Below are 26,362 nucleotides of genomic sequence, written 5' to 3'. Positions count from 1 at the left end.
CAGGAGTCTCGTTCATGATCGGACTTACAGTCTTACCTGGACCGACGATTGGTCGGTGCGAGAGGAATCAACTCCGGGACATCATCCATTATTTCGATTCAGAGGTAGTGTTTACTCCGAGTCAAGTTCACCAGCGGTTCCTCACCGACACAGTTGATGATTCCGTGGAGGTGATGACGCAACCCCTCGCAGATAGGCGAGCCACCCAGATCACAAAGGACGACGACACACGCCTGATCTGGGCCGCTACGCCGAGCGCTCTTGAGGAAACCATCCAGCTAACCCAAACCGGGACACCAGAGACTCGCCCAGAATGCTACATCCTCACCGACCAATTGAGTGTCTCTGTCGATCTGATCCACTTGGAAGCCCAGCTCGATGGCTTGGAAGAGTATCGAACTCCCTTCGTGGAACACGGTGCCCTTGACGACTTTACGCACCTCACCATCGAAGCAAATCCCGAGTACCGCGCGGAGTGGGACGGGATTGACGTTCAAGGCGTGATGCCTGGGGCAAACAAACAGCAGGGGGCGAGTGGAGCAGGCGTCGCTCATTTCGAACTCCAAGAGGATGGTATCGTTGGGGGGAAAACCAGAGAACTGGGCAAATTTGGTCTTCAGGCAGTCGATCAAATCGGGCGATCGCGAGCAGAGACGCTGCGGGAGGCCGGGATTCAATCCCGTCAAGCACTCGGATCGTCCTCGGTGCATGAGGTTTCAAAGCTTTCTGGGCTTGGCCAGAAGACCGCCAGAACCGCTATCGAATCTGCACAGGTAACCGAACAAGACGAGGTACGGAAAGCCCCAGGAGCAAGTCTCCCGGAGAAGGATCCGATCTTCATCGACATCGAGACGGATGGCCTCAACCCGACGATCATCTGGCTCATCGGTGTCTATGTACCCTCTCAGGATGACCGCTATATGCCGTTCATCGAAACCGACCCGGAAAAACCGGACGTCGCACTGGAGGCGTTCCTGTCTTGGCTCTCAGAGTTCGGAGGCAATCGGCCCATAGTCGCCTACAACGGCTGGAAGTTTGACTTCCCGGTGATCGAAGAACACATCGCAGAGCACTGTCCACAGTACCTCGACTTTTGGACGAGTACACATCGGTTCGACCTCTACGATTGGGCAGTTAGAGAGAACAATGCGGCCCTTCCAGGGCTGACGAACAAGCTGGAAGATGTGGCAACTGCACTCGGATGGGACCCACTAGACACGGGATTAACTGGTGCCGAAGTTGGCCGGCTGTTCCAACGATATGCAGCAAACCCGTGTGCAGCGACTGAGTTAGATTGGGAACGCCACAAGCGATACTGTGAGGACGACGTCCGTGCACTCGCCCACATCTACGAACAGGTTGGAACAGCCACACACCGAATGACGGTGAATAATAGTGGATCGGGTTCGACGACGGACGACTCCACATCTCAAGGAACACTCAGCGACTTCTAACCAATGAGCGATAGCAACACCTCAACACTCGATACGATCCTGAACACCGAAGCGCTCGAAGAGACGTTCCCGGACTACGAAGGCCAGCTTGCCGATACGATCGCAGACCCGTCGAAGGCAGCAGAAAGGGTCCCAGCTACCGAAGTGCTTCCGGATGCGCTCGCAGAGAAGCTCGATCACGACCTCTACAGCCATCAGGCAGCGGCGATCCAGGAGTTACAAGCGGACAACAACGTGACAGTCTCCACATCCACGTCCTCCGGGAAGACGTGGATCTATACGCTCTACTTCTGCCTCCGGAAGCTGCAGAACCCGGACGCCCGTGCACTGTTCCTTTACCCAACGAAGGCACTCAGCGCAGACCAGGAACGAACGATCAACGACCTCTTCGACAAGCTCGGAATCGACGCTCTCGCCGAGACGTACGACGGCGATACGAAGGATGATCGGAAGAAACTCATCAGAGACCGCGTCGACGTCGTCATCTCCAATTTCGCGGGAATTAACCAGTATCTGGACTCCCACATGAAATGGCGAGATGCCTTCCAGAACTGTGAGCTCGTGGCCGTCGACGAGTGTCACACATATACAGGTGTTCACGGGATGCATGTCTCGTGGGTTATTCGTCGACTCCGCCGACTGCTGGAACACCATGGGTCAGATCCCCAGCTCGTCTGCTCGACAGCCACCATTGGGAACCCACGTGAACACTCTGAACTGCTGACTGGGGCCGACTTCGAAGTGATCGATGAGGACGGGAGTCCACACGGCCGCCGGGAGATCGCGTTCTGGGAGCCACCACTTCAAGAGACAGATGGCGCCGTCGATGGACTGGGAGAAGACGAGATTATCCCCTCGATGCGACGGAACGCCGACGATGAAGCCGCGGGGGCACTCGTCCATCTAGCGAAAAACGACGTTCAGACACTGATGTTCACCGACTCGCGTCAGGGTACGGAAATCGGTGTGAAGCGCGCAACGAACGCTGCTCGAGACCACCCCGAAGGCAAGTACGTCAATATCGAGCCCTATCACGCTGGGCTTAGCAAACGAAAACGCCGTTCCGTGGAAAATCAGCTCGGCAGTAACGATCTCGATGGAGTCATTTCCACGAGTGCACTGGAGCTGGGGATCGACATCGGGTCCATGGACGCCACAGTACTTGCGGGGTATCCCGGGACTCGGCAGTCCTTCTGGCAACGCATCGGGCGTGCGGGTCGTGGCACGACCGACTCCCTTTCCGTGTTCGTGACACAGTCCGATGCTATCGACCAGTACATCCTGAACAATCCAGAATACGTCCTCGAAGAGAACGTCGAGGATGCCGTCGTCGACCTCTCGAACAACCCTGTCTATGCCAAGCACATTCTCTGTGCTGCGTCTGAACGGCCGATAACGCAGTCCGACACGAAGTGGTTCGGGTCAGAGGATCGGCTGGCTCGGACCATCGACATGTGGCAAGCGGCTGGACAGATGGTGGGTGACCTGGACCGTGGTGCGCAGTACAACGGATCCGCTCGGCCCCAGAGTGACATCTCGATGTACGCCACTACTGACGAGCAATACGAGGTCCGTCAACTAGACGGCGAAATCGACATGGAACCCCTCGATAAGGAACGGGTCTATCGGGAGTTCTACCCTGGTGCCCTAGTCCTGCATGATGGCGACCAATACGAGGTTCAGGAAGTCGTAGAAGATCGAATCCGTCCGTATGTGACTGTCGAGGAGTCACACTCGCCAAACTACACTCAGGCGATCAACGATAAGCAGATCACCGACTTGGAAGTCGAACGATCCTACGATCTCGGGAACGGCTATCAGCTCTGTGGCGGAATGGGGACGGTTCACATCAACTATAGCGCCTACAACGTGATGAACATCCATTCCGGCGAGATGGTCGAGGCTATGGTGCCTATTGACCTTGATCCGATTTCGATTCGAACGCAGCTTATGTGGATCGCGTTCCCAGACGAGGCAGTCGATCAAGTTCTGCGAGAGATTCCAGTAGAGTCCTATATTCGGCCAACCGAGAAGTCTGAGTTCTCCTCCATGGGCAAAGAAAGGTTCACCATGGCTGGTGGGCTCCACGGAGGCGAACACGGAATGATCAAAATGGCTCCCTTGGAACTCCGTCTGGACAACAGCGACATGGGTGGTCTGTCTACTCTTCGCCATCCCGAGGTCGATAGCCCGGTTTGGTTCATCCACGACGCTGTTGAGGGCGGTGTCGGGTTCTCCCACAGCATCTACGAGAACTTTGAGGCGGTTGCTCAGCGGACGCTTGAGCGGATCGATAGCTGTGACTGCGGTCGTGATGTCGGCTGTCCAGCTTGCCTGATGAGTAGTCAATGTGGAAATCAGAACGAACCGCTCCACCGGCCAGCCTCTGTGGGGTTGCTCGAGAAGGCGCTGGAACAGGTAAAGAGCATTTCCAACCAATCAACCTGAGTCTCTGGCAGCCCACTACACTTTTTTATCACCAGTCAATCACCAACGCATGCATAGAGAGCTACTCACCTTCGCTCATGAACACCGGCCACGGTACTTCGATCCAGACCAAGATGTCGAAATCTATGACGAGAACTAAGAGATGTGGAAGCCTCTCCTCACGAAGTCCCAGCGTGACCGGATTAAGAGTATGAAGGCGATGATTAGTGATATTGAGGAGAAGTACGATGAAGGTGCGCCGATGAGGGAGGTGCTTGATCGTCCTCGGGAGGTTGGCCTCAGTGTCGAGAAAGCACAGGAGGAAATTGAGAGGCTTCGGCACAAAGGGGAGGTATACGGGCCTGTTGAGGACCACGTTCGGACGACGTAGCTAGGAGTCTGTGAAAGTCGGCTTGAGGTCTTTGTGTATGTGACTTTTTTCTATCCTGACACCATGTATATAATGTAGTTCGGAAAATAGTTATTACTGGCTACTAAGAACTAAAACATGGTCAGCGCCAGGGCCCCCCGAGTGTTCAATCTCTATGATGTCCTCGGTGTTTTCTTCCCTGGAACGGCGCTTCTTGTTGGTCTGTTAGTTCTGATACCCACTCCACCCGCTCTGGATTCGCTAGTCCCCTACTTGGCGTTCATCATCCTGGCGTTCTCACTGGGGCATCTCCTCCAATCGTATTCATCGATATGCACAGGAGATCTGAAGATATTCGATGAAACGATACGGAACGTCCAGTCTCCACTCTCTTCTGGTGAGGAAGAAGCCAATGCTGACGATAAGGATTCGGATGCCGAAGCTGATGATGAGGAATCAGAAGGTGAATCGGAAGAGTCTGACTCAGAAGCTACTGTTGAGGATGACAGTATCAAAAGCGGTGGGCTGTACCTCTACATACTCTACGCAATTCTTGGGCCGCTGATCGGGTTCTGGATGTCTCCGAATGGCGGCGCGATCAAGGAACTTCGAAATCCGAATCGGGTATGGAGCCACCTGAGCCGAGAATACGAATTCGACCCGGGGAGCACTCGATTTGAAGAGATGTTGCAGGTAATCTCCAGTCGGATCGACGACCCTGGCTCACCAACCCGGTCATACCGGTTTCAGGCAATCCGGAATTTTCAAAGAGGAATGTGGCTTGCAACGTGGATACTGTTCGCCATTCTTTTTGTAACGACCCTGTATGCCTGGCTTGGAGCGATCTTCGGTATTGGTGGCGAACACCTGCTTCACCAGTCGTATCTTCTCTCGAAATTTCCAGCATGGATTGCCCTTCTTGTCTCAGGGTGTATCGTGAACACGTTCTGGGTACTTACGGTTCAATACGAACGGCTATTCATTCGTTTCCTCATTACGGACTATGTGGTTCTCATCACCCAGAGTAAGCAGGAGCAACTGGTGAGAATCGTCGAGGACTAGTCGTCCGCAGGAACGGGAGAGGAGTGGTTGGCCAACTCTTCGCCACTTACTTTTACAACTTCCCACTCGGTATTACGCTGGTTTCGGCTCTTCATCGTGACTGTCACCTTATCTCCCTCCTCTAGAGGTTCGAGTGTCTCCGAATCTGCGTACGCAGCAAACTCCAGCCCCTTCTTTTCCCCTTCGAGAAGCTTGAGCCAGACGTGGTCATCTGCAACGTCAGACACCGAGAACTGACGCTGGATGCGAGCGGTCATAGTCAATCTTTGATTCTATGAATTCATAAAGCCTGTTGAACACAACTGACAGGTGACTGTTTGGAGCACCGCTTGGGATGGAAATGTACAGTTCAACGTCCTCATTGGGGGAGTATGGACCGCGAGGTTCGTCATCAAACTGAATCAGCTGCTACCACGAGGACCGTTCCACTGATCACTATAAACATCCGCCCTACGAGACCCTCTGTCGTTTGAGAACTAATACGGACCAATAGCCCGCCTATCGCTCCTCCGAACACCGTTTTCGCGACATCGTGAGCAGTTCGCCCAGTATCATAACTTTGCAGAGGCTCCGAAACACCGAGAAACCCATCATCAACCCCGCAGCCACACGGCTAGCTGTGCCGCTCTTGACTACGCCCACGTCATCGAACAGTAGGAGTGGGGAGGGGACCTACCCACTCTCCGACGAGATCATTATTGCTCTTCGGCTTGCTGCAGCATGTTCTGTAGAAACGTCAGAAGAGATCCGAAGAGAGTCCCGAGAACGAAGGTAAAAGCATCTCCACTGAGTGCGCCGTTGACCGTCATGTAGGCCGCGATGATGATTACGCCCAAGACCGAGCCGCCGGTGTATTTGATGATGTTCTCACGGTGACGGAACTGGCGCTTCTTCGTCTCGCGTCGCTCCTGAAGATAGCTCTCGACGAACTCACGGATGTCGCTCAACTGCTGAAGACCAAACCACCAGACCGGGTTCGCCCCCTCTGGAGGCTCCTCCTCAGGCTCTCCGTCCTCTGATCCGGGAGGTCCGATGTCGGAATCAGCGTCCTCTGTCCCATCGAAAAGGTCTCCGGCTTCTGGCTCCTCATCAGATTGATTCCCGTCGTCGGGCATGATCGTTACATGCCCAGTGGGGGTAAAAAAGGACTGTTCGACTCTCTATCAACTGTGACCTTGTTAAGCGACTACACGACGACGGCGTCGAAACCAGCTATCATGGCGATCTCACCGGCGTTCTCGGCGAGTACTGGTCCGTCGAGGCGAACCTCAAAGCCTTGACCTTCTGGGTGTATCGGCAGTGTCTCGACCAGCTCGCGAACGTCTGTGAGGAGTACGGGATCGAGGTGGCCTCACTCTCCGAAGCGTGGACGTCTCAGACGGGTCCAGAGTGCGGCGAGCGGGAGCGAACCCGCCGGCATCGCGAGACACTGAGGTGTCCGTGTGGCTTCGAGGGCCACGCCGACCTCGTCGCCTCGCGGACGCTGCTCGAACAGGCGACGAACACCGCAGTCAGGCCGACAGCACGACCCGTGCGGTTCCAGTGGGACGACCACCAGTGGTTCCCCCTTGGGGGAACACGGTGGGGCCCAACGAATAGCGCACAGACCCGCAAGGTGCCGCCGTGGTGTCGCCGTGACACCAGCGAGCGGACGCTCCCGTGTGTGGAGTGGCCGTCGATCCGCTAGTCGCTCGCTTTGCAAGCTGCTAGCGTTTTCAGTACCGCTCTTTTTGAGCGTAGTTTGGCCGCGCGGTAGTTGACCGAACGACTCAGCTGCGGGTTATTGAGCCGGCATCCGGTTCTCTCGGCTGGCTGGTGTGGTACTCTACGGCTCGCACCGCTCGCCGCGTTCCGCCCTCCGCGTCGCTCGCGACCGACCATTCCGGGCGGTCTGCCTGCAGTAGCGGGCGGACTGCCGGGCTAAAGTGCATGTGCCCTCGACGCCAGCGCTTCACCCGTTCGGGTCCTGCGGACCTCGGCGAAGCCGACCGCGACGGACGTGGTTGCGTCGCGACGAACGGGGAATGCGCTGGACGCTCGCTCCGGGCGGGTCGGCGCGCGGTGCTGGTTGGGGCCACCTCATGCAGGCGCGCTCTCGCTCGCGCCCGGTAGGGCGCTCGCGAAGGCGCGAGCGAGAGCGCGCAGATGGTTCTGTCGGTCGTTGTCGTCGGAAAACCGCGATGTAGGAGCATCGCGGTGTCGGCGCGTGAGCGCCTTCACAGGTGCGGTGAGTACCCAATGTCTAGTACCAACTCGAGTCGCAAGGTCGTTACGGTGGATGAACAGGCATTCGAAAAAGCGGGCGGTCAGGCGGTCGATGAGGACGGCTTCCCGGTCGTCGGCGAGACGCCGGAGTTCGAGGCGGCGGTCGAGCAGGAGACGCAGGCGAAGGTGGATGCGAACCACCCGGATGGGATCGCGGACACGAGCGAGGAACGGATTCACGGTGTCACCCTCGAACAGGAAGAGCGCATTCGGGCGCGGGAAGCCGAACTGGAGCGCATCAGTGCCCGGGCCGAGGTGGGCACGCAGGACGGTCGGGAGCAGCGCACGCGGGAGGTCGCCGCGAAAGGGAGCAAGCAGCGCCGGCGGGAGTTCCAGAAGCGTGCCGCGAGCGTGGACCCGATGGCCGACCCCGAACGGGATGATCCCCGAACGGAGCTCTCCCAGGATGAACTGGCGACGGTGAACACGGAGGCAGACCGACTCGCGAGGCAGTTGGATGGCTGGTCACGTGCGGCGATCAGTCGACGCCTGGCCGAATCGGTCGTCGACGGCACGGACATGACGAGTGCTGTCGTGCAGGTGTTCGAGGAATTGCAGACGGCTCCGGTGGGTACCGTGCCCATCGATGCCCTCGAGGACGTCGATCGCGGCACGGTCACGATTGAGGGTCGTGTGGAGACCCTCTGGGAGAACTCCTCTCCGGCCATCCAGCAAGTCGGGCTGATCGCGGACGAGAGTGGGCAAACGAAGGTGACGATCTGGAAGGCATCGGACGCGCCGTGGATCGAGGAAGGCGAGAAGGTGCGCATTCACGAAGCGGCCACGAACTGGTACGAGGGCCGGATCTCGGTGGCTGTGACGGGGTGGAGCGTCATCCACTTCCCGGAGCGCGGCCGTTGGTGGGAAGCATAGCCAGTTGGAGCTGCCTTCTTTTATTGCTGTGTGCCGGACCGACCCCACCGCCCCACCCTCCGCTCCGTGCTCGCCTTGCTGCGCGCGCAGCCACGACCTAGGAAACTTGCGACGGGGCCGCCGAAACAGGTCACCAACGAGGAGGATGACGCTATCCGTGAGGCTAGTGAACGCTATCGTGACTCAAAAGATATGGAAACTGTTTCTAAACTGGTGAGAAGGAGAATTAGCTATTCCAGAAAGGTAGAAGAGGGAACCTCAAGGGCAGGAGTATAGAGGACACAGATTCGCTGGATGGTTTATTCTGGATGTGTTTCGACCCATAGTTTGCCCATGGTTCCGAGTTCCGTAATCGTGCGATTCTCTTCTTGTGTTCGTTTGATGAATCCTTTTTCATCAAGCTTCTTCACGTTGTACTGGACCTTACTTTTGAAGGAGTCCTGGTCTACCCCCTTTCCGAGTTCGTCTGCAAGCTTTCGCGCTAATTCGGAGGTGGACTCAGTTTTCTCGATATCGTAGAGGAAGTGTAGAATGGCCTTCTCGAATTCGTGGAGATCCGAACTTGGTACGGTCGGGAATTCCACGTGGAGGCCCCCATTCATCTGTTTAGCTCCTTTCGTGACTCCGTTCTGGTCGACATCGTCGACGATATCGGAGATCTGTTCGTACCGTTCTTCTGCCTCGGTGCTCCCTTCTCGAATACTGTCAAGGAATTCTTTTTCTTCTCGAAGCTCCCGGATCATTCGAGTGACGAGGTATTCTTCAGGTGAGACGTAGTATGTGTGGACTTGGTTTCGAAGGTGTGGTTTTTCTATGACGAGTGAGTTGGCGGCGCTGGCGAATGCGAATGCGACGGTACGTGGCATCGAGGAGATGTTGACCCACACTTCGTCTCCCTGGTCGACGTGGTTCTGTATCATCTCATAGGCCATCGGATAGGCCTCCTCAAAGCCGAATATGTCGTCGATGGCTTTTCTCTCGACTTTCTTGCCCAGTATTGTGCCGAATGTTTCTTCGAGGCGTTCCACCATTCGTTCGGCTAGGTGTTGGGCCTCTTTTTCGCTGGATTCGCGGGAGGAGTGTAGTAGGTAGATTTCGTCTGCTTCGAGTTTTCCTTGGGTGATTGGTTGGACGAGCCTCTGAAAGTCGAATCCTACGGGGATAAAGTGTATTTTCTTTCCCATTTTGGGTTGTGCCTCTTGTCATCCGTTTTCTCGTCGGTCTTCTAAAAGAGTACGGTACCTCCCCCATCTTGTAGAGAATGTTTTGTCCGTAAAGGGGGGTTGATCGGCAAAGTATTTATCAAAGTTCGGGACGAATACAGATGTATCGGCCAAGCGCGGGTGCAACACACAACATGATCCCCACCGAAAACCACCAGGGATTCAACATCTCACCGGCAGAAGAAGCACCGAAAGGCCCCGTTCTCCTTATGGAGAAGCAGGAGGCCCACGACCAGTTCCACAGAGGTAATCCGCACGATTTGACGGTTCTCCTCCGACTTACGACGGTCATCACCTTGGTTAATCTGGGTGAGACCGCCGAGTCATGGTTCGGGGAGAAGGTCACTGTAATCACGACCACGACTATCAACGACAAAATCCTCTCCGACTTAGAATGGGCCGACGAGCTCGGATTCATTCGGGACTTCAATCCTGACTTCCATATTCCGTGCGACTACCCTGTTTACAAGGAGAACGATCCTATCCTCCGGCGGAAGCACATTCTCAAATGCCTGAAAGGCATGATTTGGATGGCCCAGAAACTCTACGGCTCCAAGACCAAGATCCTCCCCCTGGTTAAGGGCGAAACCCCTCACGAACGACGCCTCTGCTACCAAGTCTTCAAACACCTCGGCATCAACTACTGTGTCTTCTACGGAACACAGTACTTCACAGCCAACATCGGGTTCAAAAAACTACAGGAAGACCTGAGAACCGTCGTCTCGGAGGCACCAAACTTGAAAATCATGCTAATCGGTCTCCAGTCACCGCGTCGGTTAAAACAGCTTCCGCCACAGATCGTTGCCGCTGCGGGCCAACGATGGATCGGTGAGGTCCAGCTACGGGACGTCCCGTGGAGCGAGTCACAGCGGCTCTACAAACCTATGCAAGAAGAGATAGATGCAGCGCTCGGGCAGGGACAGATTCCGATTATGGCCTGGACTAGCGGTGAGGAGGTGACCGCATAATGGGTGGCGGCTACAACTCCACCGGCGGAACGTACTCACACAGCGGCCGTGAGGCTGAGGATAGTGGTGGGGCCGGACAGGTCCTGATGGATGCAATCTCGGACGACGAAGTAGTGGAGGAGCAGAAGCCGAAGAAGGACGAGATTGAGGAGAGTTACGAGGATCACGCCCAGAAGACCCAGATCACGGATCGGCAGGCTAAGACGATTTCCAATCGGCGGGACGTCATCGTCGATATCCTCAGCGAGGATATGGAGATTGAGGACAGCCAGCTTATCGGGTCCTACACGCGTGGTACGATGACTGGCCCGCTGAAGAAGGACTCCGACGCGGACGTGATGATCGTCCTCTCAGCAGAAGAGCACCGGCAGTGGACGGAGCAGAAGAATGGACCGCAAAACTGTTTGCGGGCGATTAAGCGGCGTATTCAGAACGATCCCCGGTTCTCGCAGACGGAGGTCACGGTTGACCAGAATGTGGTGAAGGTGAAGTACCACGATTCGACTATCGAGGTCGCACCTGCCTTCCGGTACAGCGAGGTTCCACACGCAGATCATCCAAGTGGCGGTATTTCTGGACTGTTCACCGATGCGAGTGACGGGTATGCGATTCCAGACACGCATGGTAGGCAGTCGTGGCAGGGCACGAATCCGCGGCAGTATAAGCAAATGTTCGAGGCAAGGGATGAGGCCCACAACGGGAAGGTGTCGGCCTTGACGCGGACGATGAAGAAGTGGTCCGAGAATAACGACTCGGGTGTCCGGTCGTACCACATGGAGACAATGGTCTACAACTATTTCGAGGAGAAGGCCCGGCGGGGCGAGAAGGTTCCTGATTCCCACGAGGAGGTGACCCGTGACTTTGTCAGTACGCTTCCCGGTCGGATGAAGAAGGGTGGTGCGAAGGAGCCTGTGTATGATGAGAAGGTTAGTAGCGGTATGGGTTGGCGTGAGCGTAGGCAGGCCGCGAAGAAGGCGAAACAGGCGAGTAAGAAGCTTGAGGAGGCGAAACGGCTGAAAGAGGAAGGCCGTACCGAGGAGGCCAAGGAGAAGCTGAAAGAGGTCCACGGAGAGAGCTTCAAGTGAGATATTTGGAGTTATAGGATACTATGACAGACGATTTCGACGACGAAGCACATGAACGGTTACGTGAGAGAGTAGCAAACGAGGCAGATAGTGTTCTCTGGACGTTCAAAGCTTACTACGTCGGAGCTGACTGGTACTCTAAATGGGACCGACGTTCGGACTGGGCGGTTTTCGGTATCGCCGGTCTACTGACTATTACTTTAATCTGGGATTCTTTACCGACGATTATCGCGATCGCCTTAGCGATCACTACGGCAGTTATCTCTGGGTATCAGCGAATGGCAAATCCGGGAGATACCGCGGAGAACTATTACCGGGCGGCACACGCCTACCAGCGTCTATTTGACGATTTTCGGGATTTCATCAAGCTAGAGTTGGCGAAGGAAGAGACGGGTCTGGATGAGATGGAGGAGCGATATCATGAGCTTGCGGCGAGGCGCAGGAACCTCAATGAGGATATGCCGGATGTTACCGACAAATGGTATGACGAGTTAGACGATTCCATCTATGATGAAGTAGGAACCCATGAAGAGGCCAAAGAGAGGCTGACCGGGGAAGCAAAATTAATTGACAAACCACCGAATCGAGATCTGGATGACTCCGTTACCGACCGGATTGCTGGAGAAGCCAAACTCAGCGACGAAGAGGAAGACGACAAGCAAAAATGAGTATCCCAACATCACAGTTAGAAACCTGGAGTAATCCTGGGGCCGACGATTCGGCGATGAAAACCTACAACCGCGTGAAGAATGTCTTAACCGCGGACGACTCCATTCCACAGGAGAAAGGGAAGGATTTTGAGGTTTATCTTCAGGGGGCGTACAAGAACTCGACTAACATCTACGCGGATAGCGACGTTGATCTGGTTATACAGCTGAATTCTACGTGGCGACGAAATCTTTCTCGTCTTTCAGCCATTCAAACGTCGAAGTATAAGGAGAATTACTCCAGTGCGAGCTATGGGCTGGATGATTTTCACGATGATGTCGTTAGCACTCTTCAATCCTATTACGGTTGGAGTGCTGTTACCGTTGAGGATCGGGCGCTGGTCTTAGATAGTGATTCCTTGCCCCTTACTGCCGACATCGTAGTTTGTCTCCAATATCGTCGGTACAATCAGTTCAACAGTAAATACGACCAAGATTACGACGAGGGAATCATCTTCCAAGACAGGTCAACTGATGAAGAGATTATCAGCTACCCGAAGATTCACTATGAGAACGGAGCGGCTATGAATCAATCTGTGTATGGACGGTATCGAAAGACTATTCGTATATTCAAGAATGCCCGCTCTTATCTTGTGAGTAAGGGGGAGATCTCGGATGAACTCGCACCCTCATATTGTATTGAATGTCTCCTCTACAACGTCCCATCGGGCAAGTACAAGAACGACTACCAAGAGAGATACGTCGAAATCGTGAACTGGCTTGTAGAGACCCGACTATCAGAGTTCGATTGCCAAAATGAGATACAGAACTTATTCGGTAGCGACTCAACCCAGTGGTCGACATCTGATGCAGTGAGTTTCATCGCTCAACTCGTGGATCTATGGAATAACTGGTACGACTACTAAACCCATCTCCCATCAGTTTATTCAAATCTGTATAAGGCATCCTTTGGAAGATCCCCTCACTCCTTGACGAGGTATAGCACCGTAATTCTCTCCCATTCCCGGTGAAGGAGCTCTTCTGAGAGTTTATTATCCCCTCAATGGGTGAGGGGCTCGCTGTACTGGCGGGTTCCCGAAACACAGTGAGAACGATGGCAACTGGAGACATCTACGAAACTGGCTTCGACGAGGACGTCCGAACGGAATCGAGTGCGAACCAGTGTCCCGAGTGCGACGGTCGGGTCACCACGAACGCGGTCGAAACGGTCTGCGAGGACTGTGGCCTGGTCGTCGACGAACAGCGCATCGATCACGGGCCGGAGTGGCGGGCGTACGACGACGAGGAGCGCGAGCGAACGGGCGCCCCACTTACTGCGGCCCGCCACGATCGCGGCCTGTCGACGGAGATCGGTCGCGGCACCGACGCGAAGGGGAACGAGATCTCTGGGCAGAAGCGACGGCGACTCGCGCGGATGCGCCGTGAGCAGACTCGGGGTCGCTGGCGGTCGAAAGCGGAACGGAATCTCGCACACGGACTGGGCGAGGTGCGTCGGTTGGCGAGTGCGCTCGACCTCTCCGATTCGGTCCGTGACCAGGCGTGCCAGCTCTTCCGGAGCGCCCAGAACGAGGATCTACTTCGTGGCAGATCCATCGAGGCCATCGCCGCGGCCAGCGTCTACGGGGCCTGCCGGTGCAACGGCCGCTCGCGGTTAGTGGACGACGTCAGCGAGATGGCCCGCGTCGCGGAGTCACGAGTTACGAACGCGTACAAAACGCTGAACGAAGAGCTGGGCCTCCCCGCTGAGCCCGTCTCCCCCAGCATGTTCGTGCCGCGGCTCGCCTCGGACCTCGAGTGTCCGGGCGCATCAGGAGGCGTTAGAGGAACAAGTGGTCCGATCGAGGTGTGAGTAAAAGAAAGAATAATTTTCTGAGGAAGCTATTTGTTTCTCCGATGCGTAACTTCCCCTATGACTGAGACGTGGGACGACGTCAACGAGCAGGTCAAAGCGGACTGGAAAGACGACGCCACGCCGTTCGAGCGGGTGTACGAAATCGTCGAACAGACCCACGACGGGCAGTCAGCGGCCGAGATCGCCGACCGCGCTCTCGTGAGCGAGCCGACGGCACGTCGACACAGCAAGACACTCGTGAACTCTGGATTCGCCGAGACGGAACAGGACGGCCAAACAACGCTGTACAAGCGAAACAGCGACCGGGTCTTGATGTCCCGGATCCGCGAGCTTCGTGAGGAAGTCGATCGGCCGGAGTTGCTTGACAGCATCAAGGAGATGAAGACCGAGATCCGGCGCTACGAGGACCGCTACGACGTGGTGTCACCGGAGGAACTTGCCCAGCAACTCGACGCCGACGAGACGGAGGGCTGGGACGATCTCACGGCATGGCGCACGACGCGGCAGAATCTCGCCGTCGCGCAAGCCGCACTCGCCTACGATGAGGCCAGCCACCAGCTCGTCGTATGAACGACGACGACCGCGCCGGCGAGTACGGACCGATCTATTCGTATATCTCGCTTCTATACCGGAAGCAGCGGAGCCCCGGTACGTTGTCGACCGGGGTCAGAACAGGCCGGGGACCAGAACGTACGTCAGTAGCATCCCGAACAGGCCGGCGAATACGGCGAACAGCGCCATTGGGATGATCGCTTTCCGCAGGAGGTCGCCTTCACGCCCAGTGATTCCAACGACACCACAGATAGCGGCCACATTCAACACCGAGACCATGTTTCCAAGGCCGCCGCCGACGTTCTGCAGGCTGACGGCGATCACCCGGGAGACGCCGACCGTCTCGGCGGCGTTGTACTGGAGTACGCTGAAGAGGATGTTCGAGGACGTGTTGCTCCCCGTCATAAACGAGCCGATAGCGCCGATCCACGGCGAGATGAGCGGGAGTAGGCCGCCGGCGCCCATCGCGAGCGCACGGCTGAGGGCCTCCATCATGCCGAGGAGATCGGCGGTGTTCGTCTGCGACTGAATCATTATCTGCGTCATCGAGACGGCGATAATGAGCGTGAGGGCGGCCGGAGCGATCTGCTGGATCGACCGTCGCCACGCTGCCCCCATCTGTGTGGTGTCCATCTTGTGAAGGAAGCCAGTGAGAATCGCGATGGGGATGAACGGCATCGTTCCGGGAAGATAGAGGTACTGAAGGGTGTATCCAAGTTCAGTACCGAGGATCGAATCGAGACCGACGGAGAAACTCTGGATCCAGTCAAGGACAGCGACGCCGGCGACGGTGAGGTCCGGCCACCGCGTGACGAGCAGTGCGAGCGCAACGAGCAGATACGGTGTCCACGCCAACAGCACGGACATCTCCTGTTTGGGTTGATCACGGGACACCTCGTCAAGATCGAGGCCGCCGAGCCACGTGTCGCTCCATGTCGATTCCTCGGGGAAATCCCACTGGTCATCAGGGATGAGGATATCGTTGTTTGCGAGCAGGAGACCGATGCCGAGCACCACGAACCCCGCGGCGATATCGGGGAGTGCAGGCCCGACGAACCACGCGATTACCAGCTGTGTGCCACCAGTGACGACGCCGAGTACGAGCGCGAACGGCGCGATGGGGAGAGTACTACGCATGGCGGCTCCAATGCTGCGTTCACCGTCACCGCTCCCGAACCAGTACGTCAGGAAGAACACGCCGAGCAGTCCCCAGAACACGTACGTCAGTCCCGTGATGACGCCAGTCCACGCAGAGACCATCGAGAGGAACTCGGATACACTCACCGACCCGGACAGCGCTGGGTTGATGACGGCACCGGTGCCGCCGATGACAGGCGTGCCGGCGGCACCGAACGGCGGGTTCGGGGCGTTGAAGTAGAGCCCGAACACCGCAGCGGCCAATGGGGGGAATCCGAGGCCGATAAACAGCGGTGCGGCGAGCGCACCCGGGGTACCGAACCCCGCCGCCCCCTCGATGATGGTCATAAATCCGAGACCGACGAGCAGCAGCTGGACGCGCCGGTCCTCCTCGATCTGGCCGAAGTACCACCTGATAGTGGCGATGGCGCCGCTGCCTTCGAGGTAGTTCATCAGGAGGATGGCGCCGAAGACGATAAGGATGATGTCCACGGCCTGCAGCGCACCATAGATCGCGGACGCCAGCAGCCAGTTTGGTTCCATACTCCAGTACGTGAGTCCGATTCCGCCCGCGAGCAGCCATCCGACCCCCATCGCGCGGGCCGCTGACCACCGGAGTCCAGCGAGCAATACGAACGCGACGCCGATCGGAACCACACCGACGAGCGCCAATGTTAGTACATTTGACATGGTTACGGATGTCGGCTATGTTTCGTCGTCGCATAACCACGTATTTGTAACTTTCTTTCTCGTGATATAATATCCCAGATCACGGTGAGGATAGCATGGTCTATTAATAATAGAATATGATATATACTGTCGATCAGATACGGAGAGGGAAACATCTATTAGGCTGTTTCATAATCTTCCGTTATATGTCTGCCGAGCCAATCACGACCTTCGAGTCGTCCCTCGACGAGGTCGGGGTCGAACTCGTTCGGACGACGTCCGATCAGTTCGAGTCAACGCTTCCTCCGCTTCTCGACGCTCCCGCGGTCGGCACTCCGCTTCCGTTCGAGAACGTCTCCCTGCCGGACACCGTGGCGACCGATCCGACGGTGCAGGAACTCGAGGCCGCGGAAACCGGCGTCACCGCTGCCGGATACGGCATCGCCGACTACGGATCCGTAATCGTCCAGGGTGGGCCCGACGGCGAGGAGCCGGTCAGCCTCTACGCCGACGAACACGTCGCCGTCGTCGCCGCTAGCGATGTCCTCCCGGACATGGACGCGACGTTCGATCGGCTCGCCGAGGACGTCCGTAGCGGTGCCGGGCAAGCCGTCATCGCGACCGGACCGAGCGCCACCGCGGACATGGGCGCGCTCGTGAAGGGGGCTCACGGCCCGATGGAGGTCACTGTCGTTCTCCTGGAGGACAGATAGATGAGCGTCGATGACCGCCAGCGGAAAGCCGAACGCATCCGCCACCTCCTCGACACCGAGGGCGACAGCGTCCACGAGAACACGCAGGTCTTCAACGACGGTCGCTACGAGTCCACCGCGGATCTGGAGGACTACGAGGGCCTCAAAGACGAGGCCCGTGCGATCAAGGAGGACGCCATCGAGCGCCTCCCCGAACTCATCGATCAGGTTACCGAGGCGGTCGAAGCCAACGGCGGCACCGTCTACATCGCTGACGACGCCGCCGACGCGAACCGATACATTACGGAGGTCGCCGACGGTCGCAACGTCGTGAAGTCGAAGTCGATGACCAGCGAGGAGATCGAGGTAAACGAGTCCCTCGAAGCCAGCGGCGCGGACGTCTGGGAGACCGACCTCGCCGAGTTCGTCCTGCAGGTCGCCGACGAGGCGCCCTCACACATCGTCGCCCCGGCTATCCACAAGTCCCGCGAGGAGATCGCTGAGCTGTTCAACGAGGTGTTCGAGCCGGAGGAGCCCCTCGAAACTGCCGAGGAGCTGACGCAGTTCGCCCGCGAGTATCTCGGGGAGAAAATCCTGGACGCCGAAGTCGGTATGACGGGCGCGAACTTCGTCACGGCGGACACCGGCACGCTCGCGTTAGTCACGAGCGAGGGCAACGCCCGCAAGTGCGTGCAGGCGACGGACACTCACGTTGCGGTCGCGGGCGTCGAAAAGATCATCCCGACCATCGAGGACCTCCAGCCGTTCGTCGAACTCATCGGCCGGTCGGGAACCGGACAGGACATTACCTCCTACGTCTCGCTTTTCACCCCGCCCGGCGACTCACCGACCTTTGGCGAGGGTGACGAACTTGGTCCCGGCGATGACCGCGAGTTCCACCTCGTGCTCATCGACAACGGTCGGATGGAGATGCGCGAGGACGACCAGCTCCGGGAGACGCTGTACTGCATTCGGTGTTCGGCGTGCGCGAACTCCTGTGCGAACTTCCAGCACGTCGGCGGCCACGCGTTCGGCGGCGAGACGTACTCCGGCGGCATCGCCACCGGCTGGGAGGCCGGCGTCCACGGACAGGACAGCGCCGCGGAATTCAACGACCTCTGTACTGGTTGTAGTCGGTGTGTGAATCAGTGTCCGGTGAAGATCGACATCCCCTGGATAAACACCGTCGTCCGCGACCGCATCAACCGTGGGAAGGACGGCGACCTCGACTTCCTCGTCGAGGGGCTCACCCCGGACGAGGAACCCGGCGGCGTCGACCCGCAGAAGCGCTTGTTCGGAAACTTCGACACGCTGGCGAAGCTCGGGTCGGCGTTCGCGCCACTTTCGAACTGGGTCGCACAAACCGGCACCGCCCGATCCCTGATGGAGCGAACCCTCGGTATCGATAGCCGCCGCGAGCTCCCGGAGTTCGAGCGCGAATCCCTCGTCGAGTGGTTCGAGGACCGTGGGTCGCGGGTGGACCCCGACGAGGCGCGCCGGCAGGTCGCGATCTATCCCGACGCGTACACGAACTACGTGCGCACCGAGCGCGGTAAAGCTGCCATCCGCGTCCTCGAAGCCCTGGACGTCCACGTCGACGTCCCGGCCGCCGGGGAGAGCGGACGCGCACCGCTCTCACAGGGAATGGTGACGACCGCCCAGGGCAACGCCGAAGCCGTCTACGACGCGCTTGCCCCCGCCGTCGCGGCAGGCCACGACGTCGTGGTCATAGAGCCCTCGGACCTCGCGATATTCCATCGGGAGTACGAACGGCTCCTCCCCGAGGACGACCACGCTGCGCTGAAGAACAACAGCTACGAGATCATGGAGTACGTCTACGGCTTGCTCGAGAACGGCGCGGACGTCGACGCACTTCCCGGCGGCGACGACGATCAGATCGCCTATCATAGCCACTGCCAGCAGCGCACGCTCGATCTGGAGCCCTACACGGTTGCGGTCCTCGAGGACTGCGGGTTCGACGTCACGACCTCGGACGTGGAGTGTTGCGGGATGGCCGGGAGCTTCGGCTACAAGTCCGAGTACTACGAGCTCAGCGTAGACGTCGGCGAGGAACTCGTCGACCAGTTCACGACGGAGGAGAATGCGGACCGCACCGTCGTGGCCAGCGGCACCTCGTGTCTCGAACAACTCGACGCACTGCTCACGCGTCGGCCTGCACACCCCGTACGGCTACTCGACACGCAGTGACGAGCCGAGAGCGGAGAGACCACAACGGGTCGTTCCTGGAGGGACTCCGTGGATGGCGGGTTCCGGGAGCGGGCATACGCTATCGGGGGTATCCGCCGTAATTGTGCGAAGAGAGTTCGTTTCGCACCCGCCGCAAAGCTGTGCGGGTTCGACGGTCTGATATAGGTAGTCACGACACTGCGGGTATGAGCCGGTTCACTACAACGATCGACGTTCGGTTCCGGGACATCGACGCGATGGGGCATGTGAACAATGCGGTGTACGCGACGTATCTCGAACAGGCGAGAGTCGAATACTTCGCCGAGGTACTCGGGCGGTCACTCGATACTACCGCGTCGGTCCTCGCATCGCTCTCGATCGACTACCGGGCGCCCGTCGAACTCGACCAGGGGTCGGTTACCGTCGCGGTCGACGTGCCGGAACTCGGCACCTCGAGTATCCCGATGGAGTACGAGATCCGAACGGAGGAGGAGATCGCGGCGACGGCGGACACCGTTCAGGTGCTGTACGATGCCGAAAACGAGGAATCGCGGCCGATCCCGTCCGACTGGCGGGGGACGATCGAATCGTATCACGACCTGTAACCGCCGAGGCTGCGAAGCCCGACGTCGACTCCTCCTGCCGTGTGTCAGTCCCCGTCCTCGGTCTCGATGGCTGGGTCGTGCCGCCGGAACCAGTCAGTCAGTTCCTCGACGCGATGGGTCGCACGCGACGGATCCCCGATGTTGTGGTGTTCGTCCTCGTAAATAACCAGCCGCGCGGGGACGTCCTGTTTTTTCACGCTGACGTAGAGCTGCTCGGCCTGGGACGGCGGGCAGCGCCAGTCCTCGCCGCCGGCAGTGACGAGGAGCGGGGTGTCGATGTCGCCGGCGCGCGTGAGCGAGGAAATTTCGCGGTACGTCTCGACGTTTTCCCACGGCATGCCGAACTCCCAATCGTGCCAATTGTGATTATCATCGGTGCCAAATGTCGAGTAGAAATCATAAATGCCGTGTTCGGGCGCCGCGGCGGCGAACTCGTCGGTGCGGGCGACGATGTGAGCCGTCGTGATCCCGCCGTAGGAGAAGCCGGTGACGAACAGTCGGTCCTCGTCGGCCCAGCCGCGGTCGACGAGGTGCTGGACGCCGCCGATCACGTCGTCGCTCTCCAGCTCGCCACGGCTCCCGTAGAGCGTCTCGGCAAATTCGCTGCCGTAGGAGGTCGAACCGCGGTAGTTGACGCGGATTACGACGTAGCCGCGCGAGCACCAGTAGGCGTGCGGGAAGTAGAACGTCGGCGCGTCGTACGACATCGGGCCGCCGTGGATGGCGGCGATAGTCGGCGCCGCGTCGGGGTCCTCGCGGTCGAAGCCGGGCGGCAGGTAGACGATGGCCTCGACCTCGCGGCCGTCCTCGTTCTCGAAGGTGACGCGCTCGGTCATCGGGTGCTCGTACTCGATGAGGAACGATTCGTTGAGCAGCGACACGCGGGTGAGGTCCTCCTCCTCGCCGGTTTCGAGGTCGTCGGTGGCGACGGTGTAGACGTCCGATCCGCCCTTGGGACTCGCGAGCGTGCAGGCGACGGTGCCGCCGGCCAGGTCGAATCGCCCGAGGTCACGGTCGCGGCCCTGCGAGTCGAACACGCGCGTCGGGGCGTCCTCGTCGGGGTCGAGCTCGACGAGACGGGTCCTGCCCTGATCGGCAAACGGGCAGACGATCGTGTCGTCGTCCTGCCAGCGCGGCGCGCCGAAGCGAGCGACCGTGCGATCCAGCGACGCGGAGACCGAATACGGGATCGCCGTCTCGTCGTCAGGCGCGACGTACACTTCGGTCGGCTGGTACCAGTTCGTCGGGTTGCCCGCGGCAAAGGCCAGCCGGTCGCCGTCGGGCGACCAGACCGGGTCCGAGCAGCGTTGCTCGCCGACGGTGACCGTCCGTCGCTCGGAGCCGTCGGGCGCGATGGTGAACACGTCGACGACGAGCGTATCGTCGGGGTCGTCGGCGTCGACGTCGGGAGAGTTCACGTCGACGGAGACGTACGCGATACGCTCACCCGGGCCCCACGCGGGCTGGAGCCCCATCAGGGGTTCCGAGGAGCCGGCGCCGTAGGCGTCGTCGAGCCGCCTGCGCTCGCCGGTCGCGACGTCGACGACGAACAGGTACGTCGTCACCGTGTCGGTGAAGCCGACGCCGTCGAACTTGTGCTGGAGGCGTTCGGTCTCGATCGGGCCGCCCTCCTCCCGTTGCTCCAGGTACTCCTGTTCCGCCTCGGTCGGATCCCGGGCGGAGACGACGATGCGGTCGCCGTCGGGCCCCCAGTCGAACTCCCGCACGCCCTCGTCGAAGTCGGTGACCTGTTCAGCGTCGCCGCCCAGCGACAGGTCGAAGCACCACACCTGCGTTTCGGGTCCCTCGTCCCCATCGTCCCCGCCAGTTCCGTCGTCGGAGCTGGCCTCCTCCTCGTCCGTAGCGTCGTCCTCGCGTCCCTGGCGACGGGCGTAATCGGTCTCGCGCGACGCGAGGAACGCGAGGCGGTCCCCCTGCGGCCCCCATTTCGGTGACTGCGCCTCCGAAACGCGCGTGAGTCGGTGCGGCTCGCGAGAGCCGTCGGCCGGGGCGACGTACAGCGTGCTGTGGCGCTCGTCGTCGGCTTCGTCGAACTCGTCGGCGACGAACGCGACCCGGTCGCCATCCGGGGCCACGGCGACGTCATTCGGCAGCTGGAGGTCGTAGTGGGTCTCGAGCGGTATCTCGTCCGGCATGGGGTCGCGTACCGAGCGCGGGGATTTGGTGTTCACTCCTAGGAACCAGGACAACGTGACAGCCATTCTTCTCACCGAACCGTTCGAATGTTTGGATCACCTCGTATCTTCGAGGAACACCGCGTCAAACTGTTGCGTTTTGGCGTTAGTGAGTACTTCTCGATACGCCGACGCTTGTTCGAAAGACGGTTGTACGCTCGCGCTAAGTGTGGTCTTGCCTTGGTCCAGTTGTTCGATTCGTATTCCCTCGAGCGCTTGATTCCATTTCTCGATTCAAGCGCGTTCTACTTGCTCGTCTACCGGAACGCTTGGCTGTCTGCGTCGTGAATGAACTTCGTGATACCGAGGTTAATCCCGACGGTGTCTTTCACGTCGGTGTCTTCGGCGGTAGATTTCTCGGGTGGTCCACATCATAGTCAACGATGATACGAACTGTCTAGTCACCGATTTTCTACTTTTTCAGAATGACTTCTTTGATTGTGGCGTCGTCTGGAAGTTGCCGGTGAAAATTTTCAGCCGGTGTTCTTCATGCCGGCGGCGATTCCTTTGACCGTCAGGCGGAGTGTGCGTTCTGCCTGATTGGTACGGTGGCTTTGGTTGAGAAGGTCAATCTGGAGGTAGTTGAGTGGGTCAACATAGGGATTGCGGCGGTTGAGGCTCTCTCGGAGCCACGGGCGGTCGACGAGGTCGTCGCGCTGGGTGGTGGCGAGGACGTGGCCGCTCGCATTCTCGTACTCGGCCTGGATGCGTGGGAAGAATTCCTCGCGGAGGTCGTCTTCAGCGAGGTTAGCGTACTCGCTGGCGATCTCCATCTCGGTGCGGGCAAGGCTGAGCGCGGCGTTGTCGAGGGTAGTCTGGAAGACAGGCCACCCCTCGTACATCTCGCGGAGTACTTGGAGGTCGCCGCCTTTGTCGAGGTAGGTCTGGATGCCAGTGCCGAGGCCATACCAGCCGGGAATGATGCAGCGGGACTGGGTCCAGGAAAACACCCAGGGGATAGCGCGGAGGTCCTCAACGCTGCGCTCTCCGCTTCGGGAGGCGGGGCGGGAGCCGAGGTTGAGCTGTTCGATGACGGTGATTGGGGTGGCTTGCTCGAAGTAGGAGACGAATCCCTCGGTTTCGAGGAGGTCGCGGTAGGCATCGCGGGCGGCTTCGGCCATGATGTCCATGGCGTCCTCCCAGTGGCCAGGGAGACGGTCATCTGGCTGGGTGACAGCGGCGTGCCGGGAGCGGACCTGGGCGTTGAGCATCTGTTCGAGTTCGCGCTCAGCGATGCGCGGATTCCCATATGTTTCGGCGATGGCTTCGCCCTGTTGGGTGAACTTGACCTCGCCGGAGACGGTCTCTTTGGGGAGGGCAAGGAGGGCTTCGTTCATGGGGCCGCCACCACGGGAGATGGAGCCGCCGCGGCCGTGGAAGAAGCGGAGACCAACCCCATAGTCGTCGGTGATCTGGGCGAGGCGACGCTGGGCGCGGTCGAGCTCCCAGTTCGCGGCGAGGAAGCCGTTCTCCTTGTTGGAGTCCGAGTATCCGAGCATGACCTCTTGGACGCCGTCGCGGGCTTGGAGGCTCTGGGTATAGGCGTCGTTCTCGAAAAGTGTGCCCATGATGCGGCGGGCGCCGGAGAGTGCGGATTCGGTCTCAAGGAGGGGGACGATGTCGATACCGGCGTGGTCGGGGAGGCAGGTGACGCCAGCCTGGTCGGCGAGGAAAAGGACTTCGAGGACGTGGCTGGGTTCCTCGGTCATGCTGATGGCGTACATGTCAATGGCCTCGGGGCCGTACTCGCGCTGCCAGTTCTCGAGGGCGTCAAAGCGGCGAAATACGCGGCTCGCGTCGTCGTCGAGCCCCTCGGTATCGGTGAGGTCGAGGACGGGTTGGTCCTGGAGGATGGCCTCCGTGAGGAACTCCACGCGCTCACCCTCGTTCATCCCGGTGTAGTCGATGTTCTTCTGAGAGAGGGCCTGTTCGAGGGCGCCAGTGTGCATCTGCTGGTGGTCGCGGAGGTCGAGGGCGGCGAGGTGGAAGCCAAAGGTCTCGACCTGCCGAATGAGTGGGTCGACGTACTCCGTGGCGACGTCGTCGAGGCTGGTGTTCCGGAGTGCCTCGGTGAGGCGTTCGAGTTCGCCGTGGAAGGCCGCCGAATCCTCGTAGCCTCCGGGTCGGACGTCGTCGACGCGGGAGACGCGTTCGAGCATGACGGCGACCTTCTGGCGGAAGGGTTCGTCGGGGTAGCGTTCGTTCGCGCGTTCGACGACGCCGGGGACAGCATGGGCGTCGGTTTGGAGGGATTCGGGGAGGCCGTTGACATCAACGCGGGTGGCGTCCTGGCTGAGGACGCCGGCGATGTCGGCGAGGGCCTCCTGATAGCGCTCAAGGACGAGTCGGCGCTGGCGGCCGAGGGTCTTCTCGGTGACTTCGGGAGTGACGTAGGGGTTGCCATCGCGGTCGCTGCCAGCCCAGGATCGGAAGTCAAGGATCTGGGGAACCTCGGGTGGATCGTCGTACTCGGCCTCGAGTGCGTCTTCGAGTTCCTCGTAGACCTGGGGAACGACGTCGAAGATGACGTTAGCGAGATACCAGTGGACATTTCGGGATTCATCAAACGGTTCCGGCCGTCGTTCGCGGACTTGGCGGGTCGTCCACAGGCTCTCGACGAGGGCGTCGAGGCGCTCGAGTTTGACTTTGCGTTCTTGGTCGGTGAGGCGACGTTCGTCGAGTTCCTTGATGAGGTCGCTGACGCGCTGGAGGGAGGCCTTCACGGTCTTGCGACGTGCCTCGGTGGGATGCGCGGTGAAGGTCGGTTTGACGCGAACGTCCTCCAGGACGCGGGCGACGGTTTCGGGTGGTGCGCCCTCGTTGGCGAGGGTTTCGACGGCTGCGCGGAGACTGTCCCCAAGGCTCCCCTCGTGTTCGCCGCGGCGCAGGGCTCGGATGCGTTCGCGTTCTTCGGCGAGATTGATGAGTTCGAAGTAGTTCGTGAACGCGCGGGCAATGTCCGTGTTGACGTCTTCTGGGTTCTGTCTGAGTGATCGCTCGAGTGGTCGTCGGTCCGGTGCGTCACCGCTACGATAGTCGATGGCGGCGGTACGGGCTGTTTCGACGGCTTCGAACGAGATATCCGATGCGTGGCCGGCGATGACATCCCCGAGAGTCTCACCGAGTTCGCGGACGTCCTGCCGCACGCTCCGACCATGTAACTCCATGCAGTCAACCCGTAATTCCATCCTAATGGATGTTTGGTTGTAGCACCGCCAGATCAACTAGATTGTGGCTCACAGCTTTCGCCGCTCTTCACCGTCGTGTTAAGGAAGAGGCGGTCAGAGTCTCAGATTTCTATGACCGAAACCGACCGCCTCAGCGAGTGTCCCGAGTGGATTAACTTTGGTTTTGTGGAGCGAGAGCGGACACCCCGCGAGATCATTGAAACGGGTATCCGCCACCATCTTGCTGGATTATCACTTCCAAATACAGGTATTCTTCTTGAGGAGTTGGGTGTCAAACGGGGTCGCACTGCAGTTCACAATTAGGTTTGAAAGGCCAATTTACAGCCAGCCGGAGTGGATCTGGGTCAACGACGAAGAGCACTCAAGGAACACTGGCTGTACGCTGCAGTCGATCCGCAGACGAACAGAATCCTTCATTCGCGGCTCTTTCCGACGTATACAATCCCGATCGGTTGAGCGTTTCTCATCGAGTTGTGTGAGAAACACGATGTCTCCGGCTCTGTGTTTCTCGTCGATGTCGCAGCCGATATCGCGGGCGCGCTCCGTCGAGAAAGGCTTGAATACCGCGTCGAGATCCACAGCTACAGAAATCAAGTCGAACGTGTCTTTCGTTCAGCCACGTCGATTCATCGACCGCGGAAACGTAGTTACAAGCCTACACCGTCTGGTGGAATCATGCCTAAGTTAACACGACCTTCTATCGAGGATATAATTTTCGGAGTAGTAACTTAATTACGTTGGAGGGATTCCGCTTGAATGCTGGTAGTTGAGTTCGTGTTCGTAGGTTGTGTCCTACTTCCGAGGGCGCTGGCTCCTTAAAACCCATAAATCGCTATAACACTATGATTCAATCACTCTAAATTCCTCAGTAGGTGCATCAGTCTCTCCCC

At 58.9% G+C, this 26,362-nt stretch carries 18 protein-coding genes and 4 pseudogenes; 16 read left to right on the top strand and 6 right to left on the bottom strand.

Annotated elements, in window-relative coordinates:
- Positions 1 to 14: 14 nt before the first annotated feature.
- From ACQE3M_RS15695 to ACQE3M_RS15680, 4 genes and pseudogenes are all read left to right on the top strand, one after another.
- Complete coding sequence (locus tag ACQE3M_RS15695) at positions 15 to 1,454, top strand: ribonuclease H-like domain-containing protein (protein ID WP_430506468.1); 1,440 nt, start codon at positions 15 to 17, stop codon at positions 1,452 to 1,454.
- A gap of 3 nt (positions 1,455 to 1,457) precedes the next feature.
- Positions 1,458 to 3,902: a DEAD/DEAH box helicase gene (locus ACQE3M_RS15690; protein WP_430506467.1), complete on the top strand. Its 2,445-nt coding sequence runs from the start codon at positions 1,458 to 1,460 to the stop codon at positions 3,900 to 3,902.
- A gap of 160 nt (positions 3,903 to 4,062) precedes the next feature.
- Positions 4,063 to 4,272 (top strand): annotated as a pseudogene (locus tag ACQE3M_RS15685) (MCM family protein); the annotation flags it as partial.
- A gap of 117 nt (positions 4,273 to 4,389) precedes the next feature.
- A complete protein-coding gene (locus ACQE3M_RS15680; protein WP_430506466.1) occupies positions 4,390 to 5,313 on the top strand; it encodes a hypothetical protein in 924 nt (307 codons plus the stop codon).
- Here ACQE3M_RS15680 and ACQE3M_RS15675 read toward each other — a convergent pair.
- Both ACQE3M_RS15675 and ACQE3M_RS15670 read right to left on the bottom strand, forming a co-directional pair.
- A complete protein-coding gene (locus ACQE3M_RS15675; protein WP_430506465.1) occupies positions 5,310 to 5,570 on the bottom strand; it encodes a hypothetical protein in 261 nt (86 codons plus the stop codon). The genes ACQE3M_RS15680 and ACQE3M_RS15675 overlap by 4 nt on opposite strands.
- 438 nt (positions 5,571 to 6,008) lie before the next feature.
- Positions 6,009 to 6,428, bottom strand: coding sequence for a 6TM ABC transporter family protein (locus ACQE3M_RS15670; protein ID WP_430506464.1), 420 nt, complete (start codon positions 6,426 to 6,428; stop codon positions 6,009 to 6,011).
- A 56-nt stretch (positions 6,429 to 6,484) separates the two neighbouring features.
- Between ACQE3M_RS15670 and ACQE3M_RS15665 the strand changes: the two are divergent.
- Positions 6,485 to 7,000, top strand: a pseudogene (locus ACQE3M_RS15665) (zinc ribbon domain-containing protein); the annotation flags it as partial.
- A 551-nt stretch (positions 7,001 to 7,551) separates the two neighbouring features.
- Positions 7,552 to 8,451, top strand: coding sequence for a DNA-binding protein (locus ACQE3M_RS15660; RefSeq protein ID WP_430506463.1), 900 nt, complete (start codon positions 7,552 to 7,554; stop codon positions 8,449 to 8,451).
- Positions 8,452 to 8,750: 299 nt separating this feature from the next.
- On the opposite strand, the gene ACQE3M_RS15655 is transcribed toward ACQE3M_RS15660, so the two are convergent.
- Positions 8,751 to 9,635 carry an HFX_2341 family transcriptional regulator domain-containing protein gene (locus ACQE3M_RS15655; protein ID WP_430506462.1) on the bottom strand — a complete coding sequence of 295 codons (885 nt, stop codon included), beginning with the start codon at positions 9,633 to 9,635 and terminating at the stop codon, positions 8,751 to 8,753.
- A 173-nt stretch (positions 9,636 to 9,808) separates the two neighbouring features.
- On the opposite strand from ACQE3M_RS15655, the gene ACQE3M_RS15650 reads away from it, so the two are divergent.
- The 6 genes and pseudogenes from ACQE3M_RS15650 (at position 9,809) to ACQE3M_RS15625 (ending at position 14,817) form a co-directional block, all read left to right on the top strand.
- Positions 9,809 to 10,642: a hypothetical protein gene (locus ACQE3M_RS15650; protein ID WP_430506461.1), complete on the top strand. Its 834-nt coding sequence runs from the start codon at positions 9,809 to 9,811 to the stop codon at positions 10,640 to 10,642.
- Positions 10,642 to 11,727, top strand: a complete 1,086-nt coding sequence (locus ACQE3M_RS15645; protein WP_430506460.1) for a CBASS oligonucleotide cyclase — start codon at positions 10,642 to 10,644, stop codon at positions 11,725 to 11,727. The genes ACQE3M_RS15650 and ACQE3M_RS15645 overlap by 1 nt, the downstream gene beginning before the upstream one ends.
- 23 nt (positions 11,728 to 11,750) lie before the next feature.
- The gene (locus tag ACQE3M_RS15640) at positions 11,751 to 12,395 is read left to right on the top strand and encodes an SLATT domain-containing protein (protein ID WP_430506459.1); all 645 of its coding nucleotides are present in this window, start codon (positions 11,751 to 11,753) and stop codon (positions 12,393 to 12,395) included.
- Positions 12,392 to 13,300 (top strand): nucleotidyltransferase domain-containing protein, encoded by a 909-nt coding sequence (locus tag ACQE3M_RS15635; RefSeq protein WP_430506458.1) that lies wholly within the window; start codon positions 12,392 to 12,394, stop codon positions 13,298 to 13,300. The genes ACQE3M_RS15640 and ACQE3M_RS15635 overlap by 4 nt, the downstream gene beginning before the upstream one ends.
- Before the next feature lie 188 nt (positions 13,301 to 13,488).
- Positions 13,489 to 14,196 (top strand): annotated as a pseudogene (locus tag ACQE3M_RS15630) (transcription initiation factor IIB); the annotation flags it as partial.
- A gap of 108 nt (positions 14,197 to 14,304) precedes the next feature.
- Complete coding sequence (locus ACQE3M_RS15625) at positions 14,305 to 14,817, top strand: winged helix-turn-helix domain-containing protein (RefSeq protein WP_211313276.1); 513 nt, start codon at positions 14,305 to 14,307, stop codon at positions 14,815 to 14,817.
- Positions 14,818 to 14,913: 96 nt separating this feature from the next.
- On the opposite strand, the gene ACQE3M_RS15620 is transcribed toward ACQE3M_RS15625, so the two are convergent.
- Positions 14,914 to 16,626 (bottom strand): L-lactate permease, encoded by a 1,713-nt coding sequence (locus ACQE3M_RS15620; protein WP_211313275.1) that lies wholly within the window; start codon positions 16,624 to 16,626, stop codon positions 14,914 to 14,916.
- Between the two features lie 185 nt (positions 16,627 to 16,811).
- Between ACQE3M_RS15620 and ACQE3M_RS15615 the strand changes: the two genes are divergently transcribed.
- The 3 genes from ACQE3M_RS15615 to ACQE3M_RS15605 all read left to right on the top strand — a co-directional run bounded on the left by ACQE3M_RS15615 (position 16,812) and on the right by ACQE3M_RS15605 (position 20,089).
- A complete protein-coding gene (locus ACQE3M_RS15615; RefSeq protein WP_006183376.1) occupies positions 16,812 to 17,318 on the top strand; it encodes a LutC/YkgG family protein in 507 nt (168 codons plus the stop codon).
- Positions 17,319 to 19,505, top strand: a complete 2,187-nt coding sequence (locus ACQE3M_RS15610) for an LUD domain-containing protein (RefSeq protein ID WP_430506457.1) — start codon at positions 17,319 to 17,321, stop codon at positions 19,503 to 19,505.
- Between the two features lie 185 nt (positions 19,506 to 19,690).
- A complete protein-coding gene (locus tag ACQE3M_RS15605; RefSeq protein WP_006183374.1) occupies positions 19,691 to 20,089 on the top strand; it encodes an acyl-CoA thioesterase in 399 nt (132 codons plus the stop codon).
- A 44-nt stretch (positions 20,090 to 20,133) separates the two neighbouring features.
- Here ACQE3M_RS15605 and ACQE3M_RS15600 read toward each other — a convergent pair whose 3' ends face one another.
- Positions 20,134 to 22,245 (bottom strand): S9 family peptidase, encoded by a 2,112-nt coding sequence (locus ACQE3M_RS15600; RefSeq protein WP_430506456.1) that lies wholly within the window; start codon positions 22,243 to 22,245, stop codon positions 20,134 to 20,136.
- A 512-nt stretch (positions 22,246 to 22,757) separates the two neighbouring features.
- Entirely contained in the window at positions 22,758 to 25,451 is a 2,694-nt protein-coding gene (gene ppc, locus ACQE3M_RS15595; protein ID WP_006185531.1) for a phosphoenolpyruvate carboxylase, read from the bottom strand.
- Positions 25,452 to 25,583: 132 nt separating this feature from the next.
- Here ppc and ACQE3M_RS15590 point away from each other — a divergent pair.
- Positions 25,584 to 26,119 (top strand): annotated as a pseudogene (locus ACQE3M_RS15590) (IS6 family transposase).
- The last annotated feature ends 243 nt before the right edge of the window (positions 26,120 to 26,362 follow it).

Origin of the sequence: Halosubterraneus shenae (genome assembly GCF_050510935.1) — an archaeon.
Classification (GTDB): domain Archaea; phylum Halobacteriota; class Halobacteria; order Halobacteriales; family Haloferacaceae; genus JBDGPU01.
Note: the sequence above shows the minus strand (reverse complement) of the source record. Positions and strands in the feature narration are given on the sequence as shown.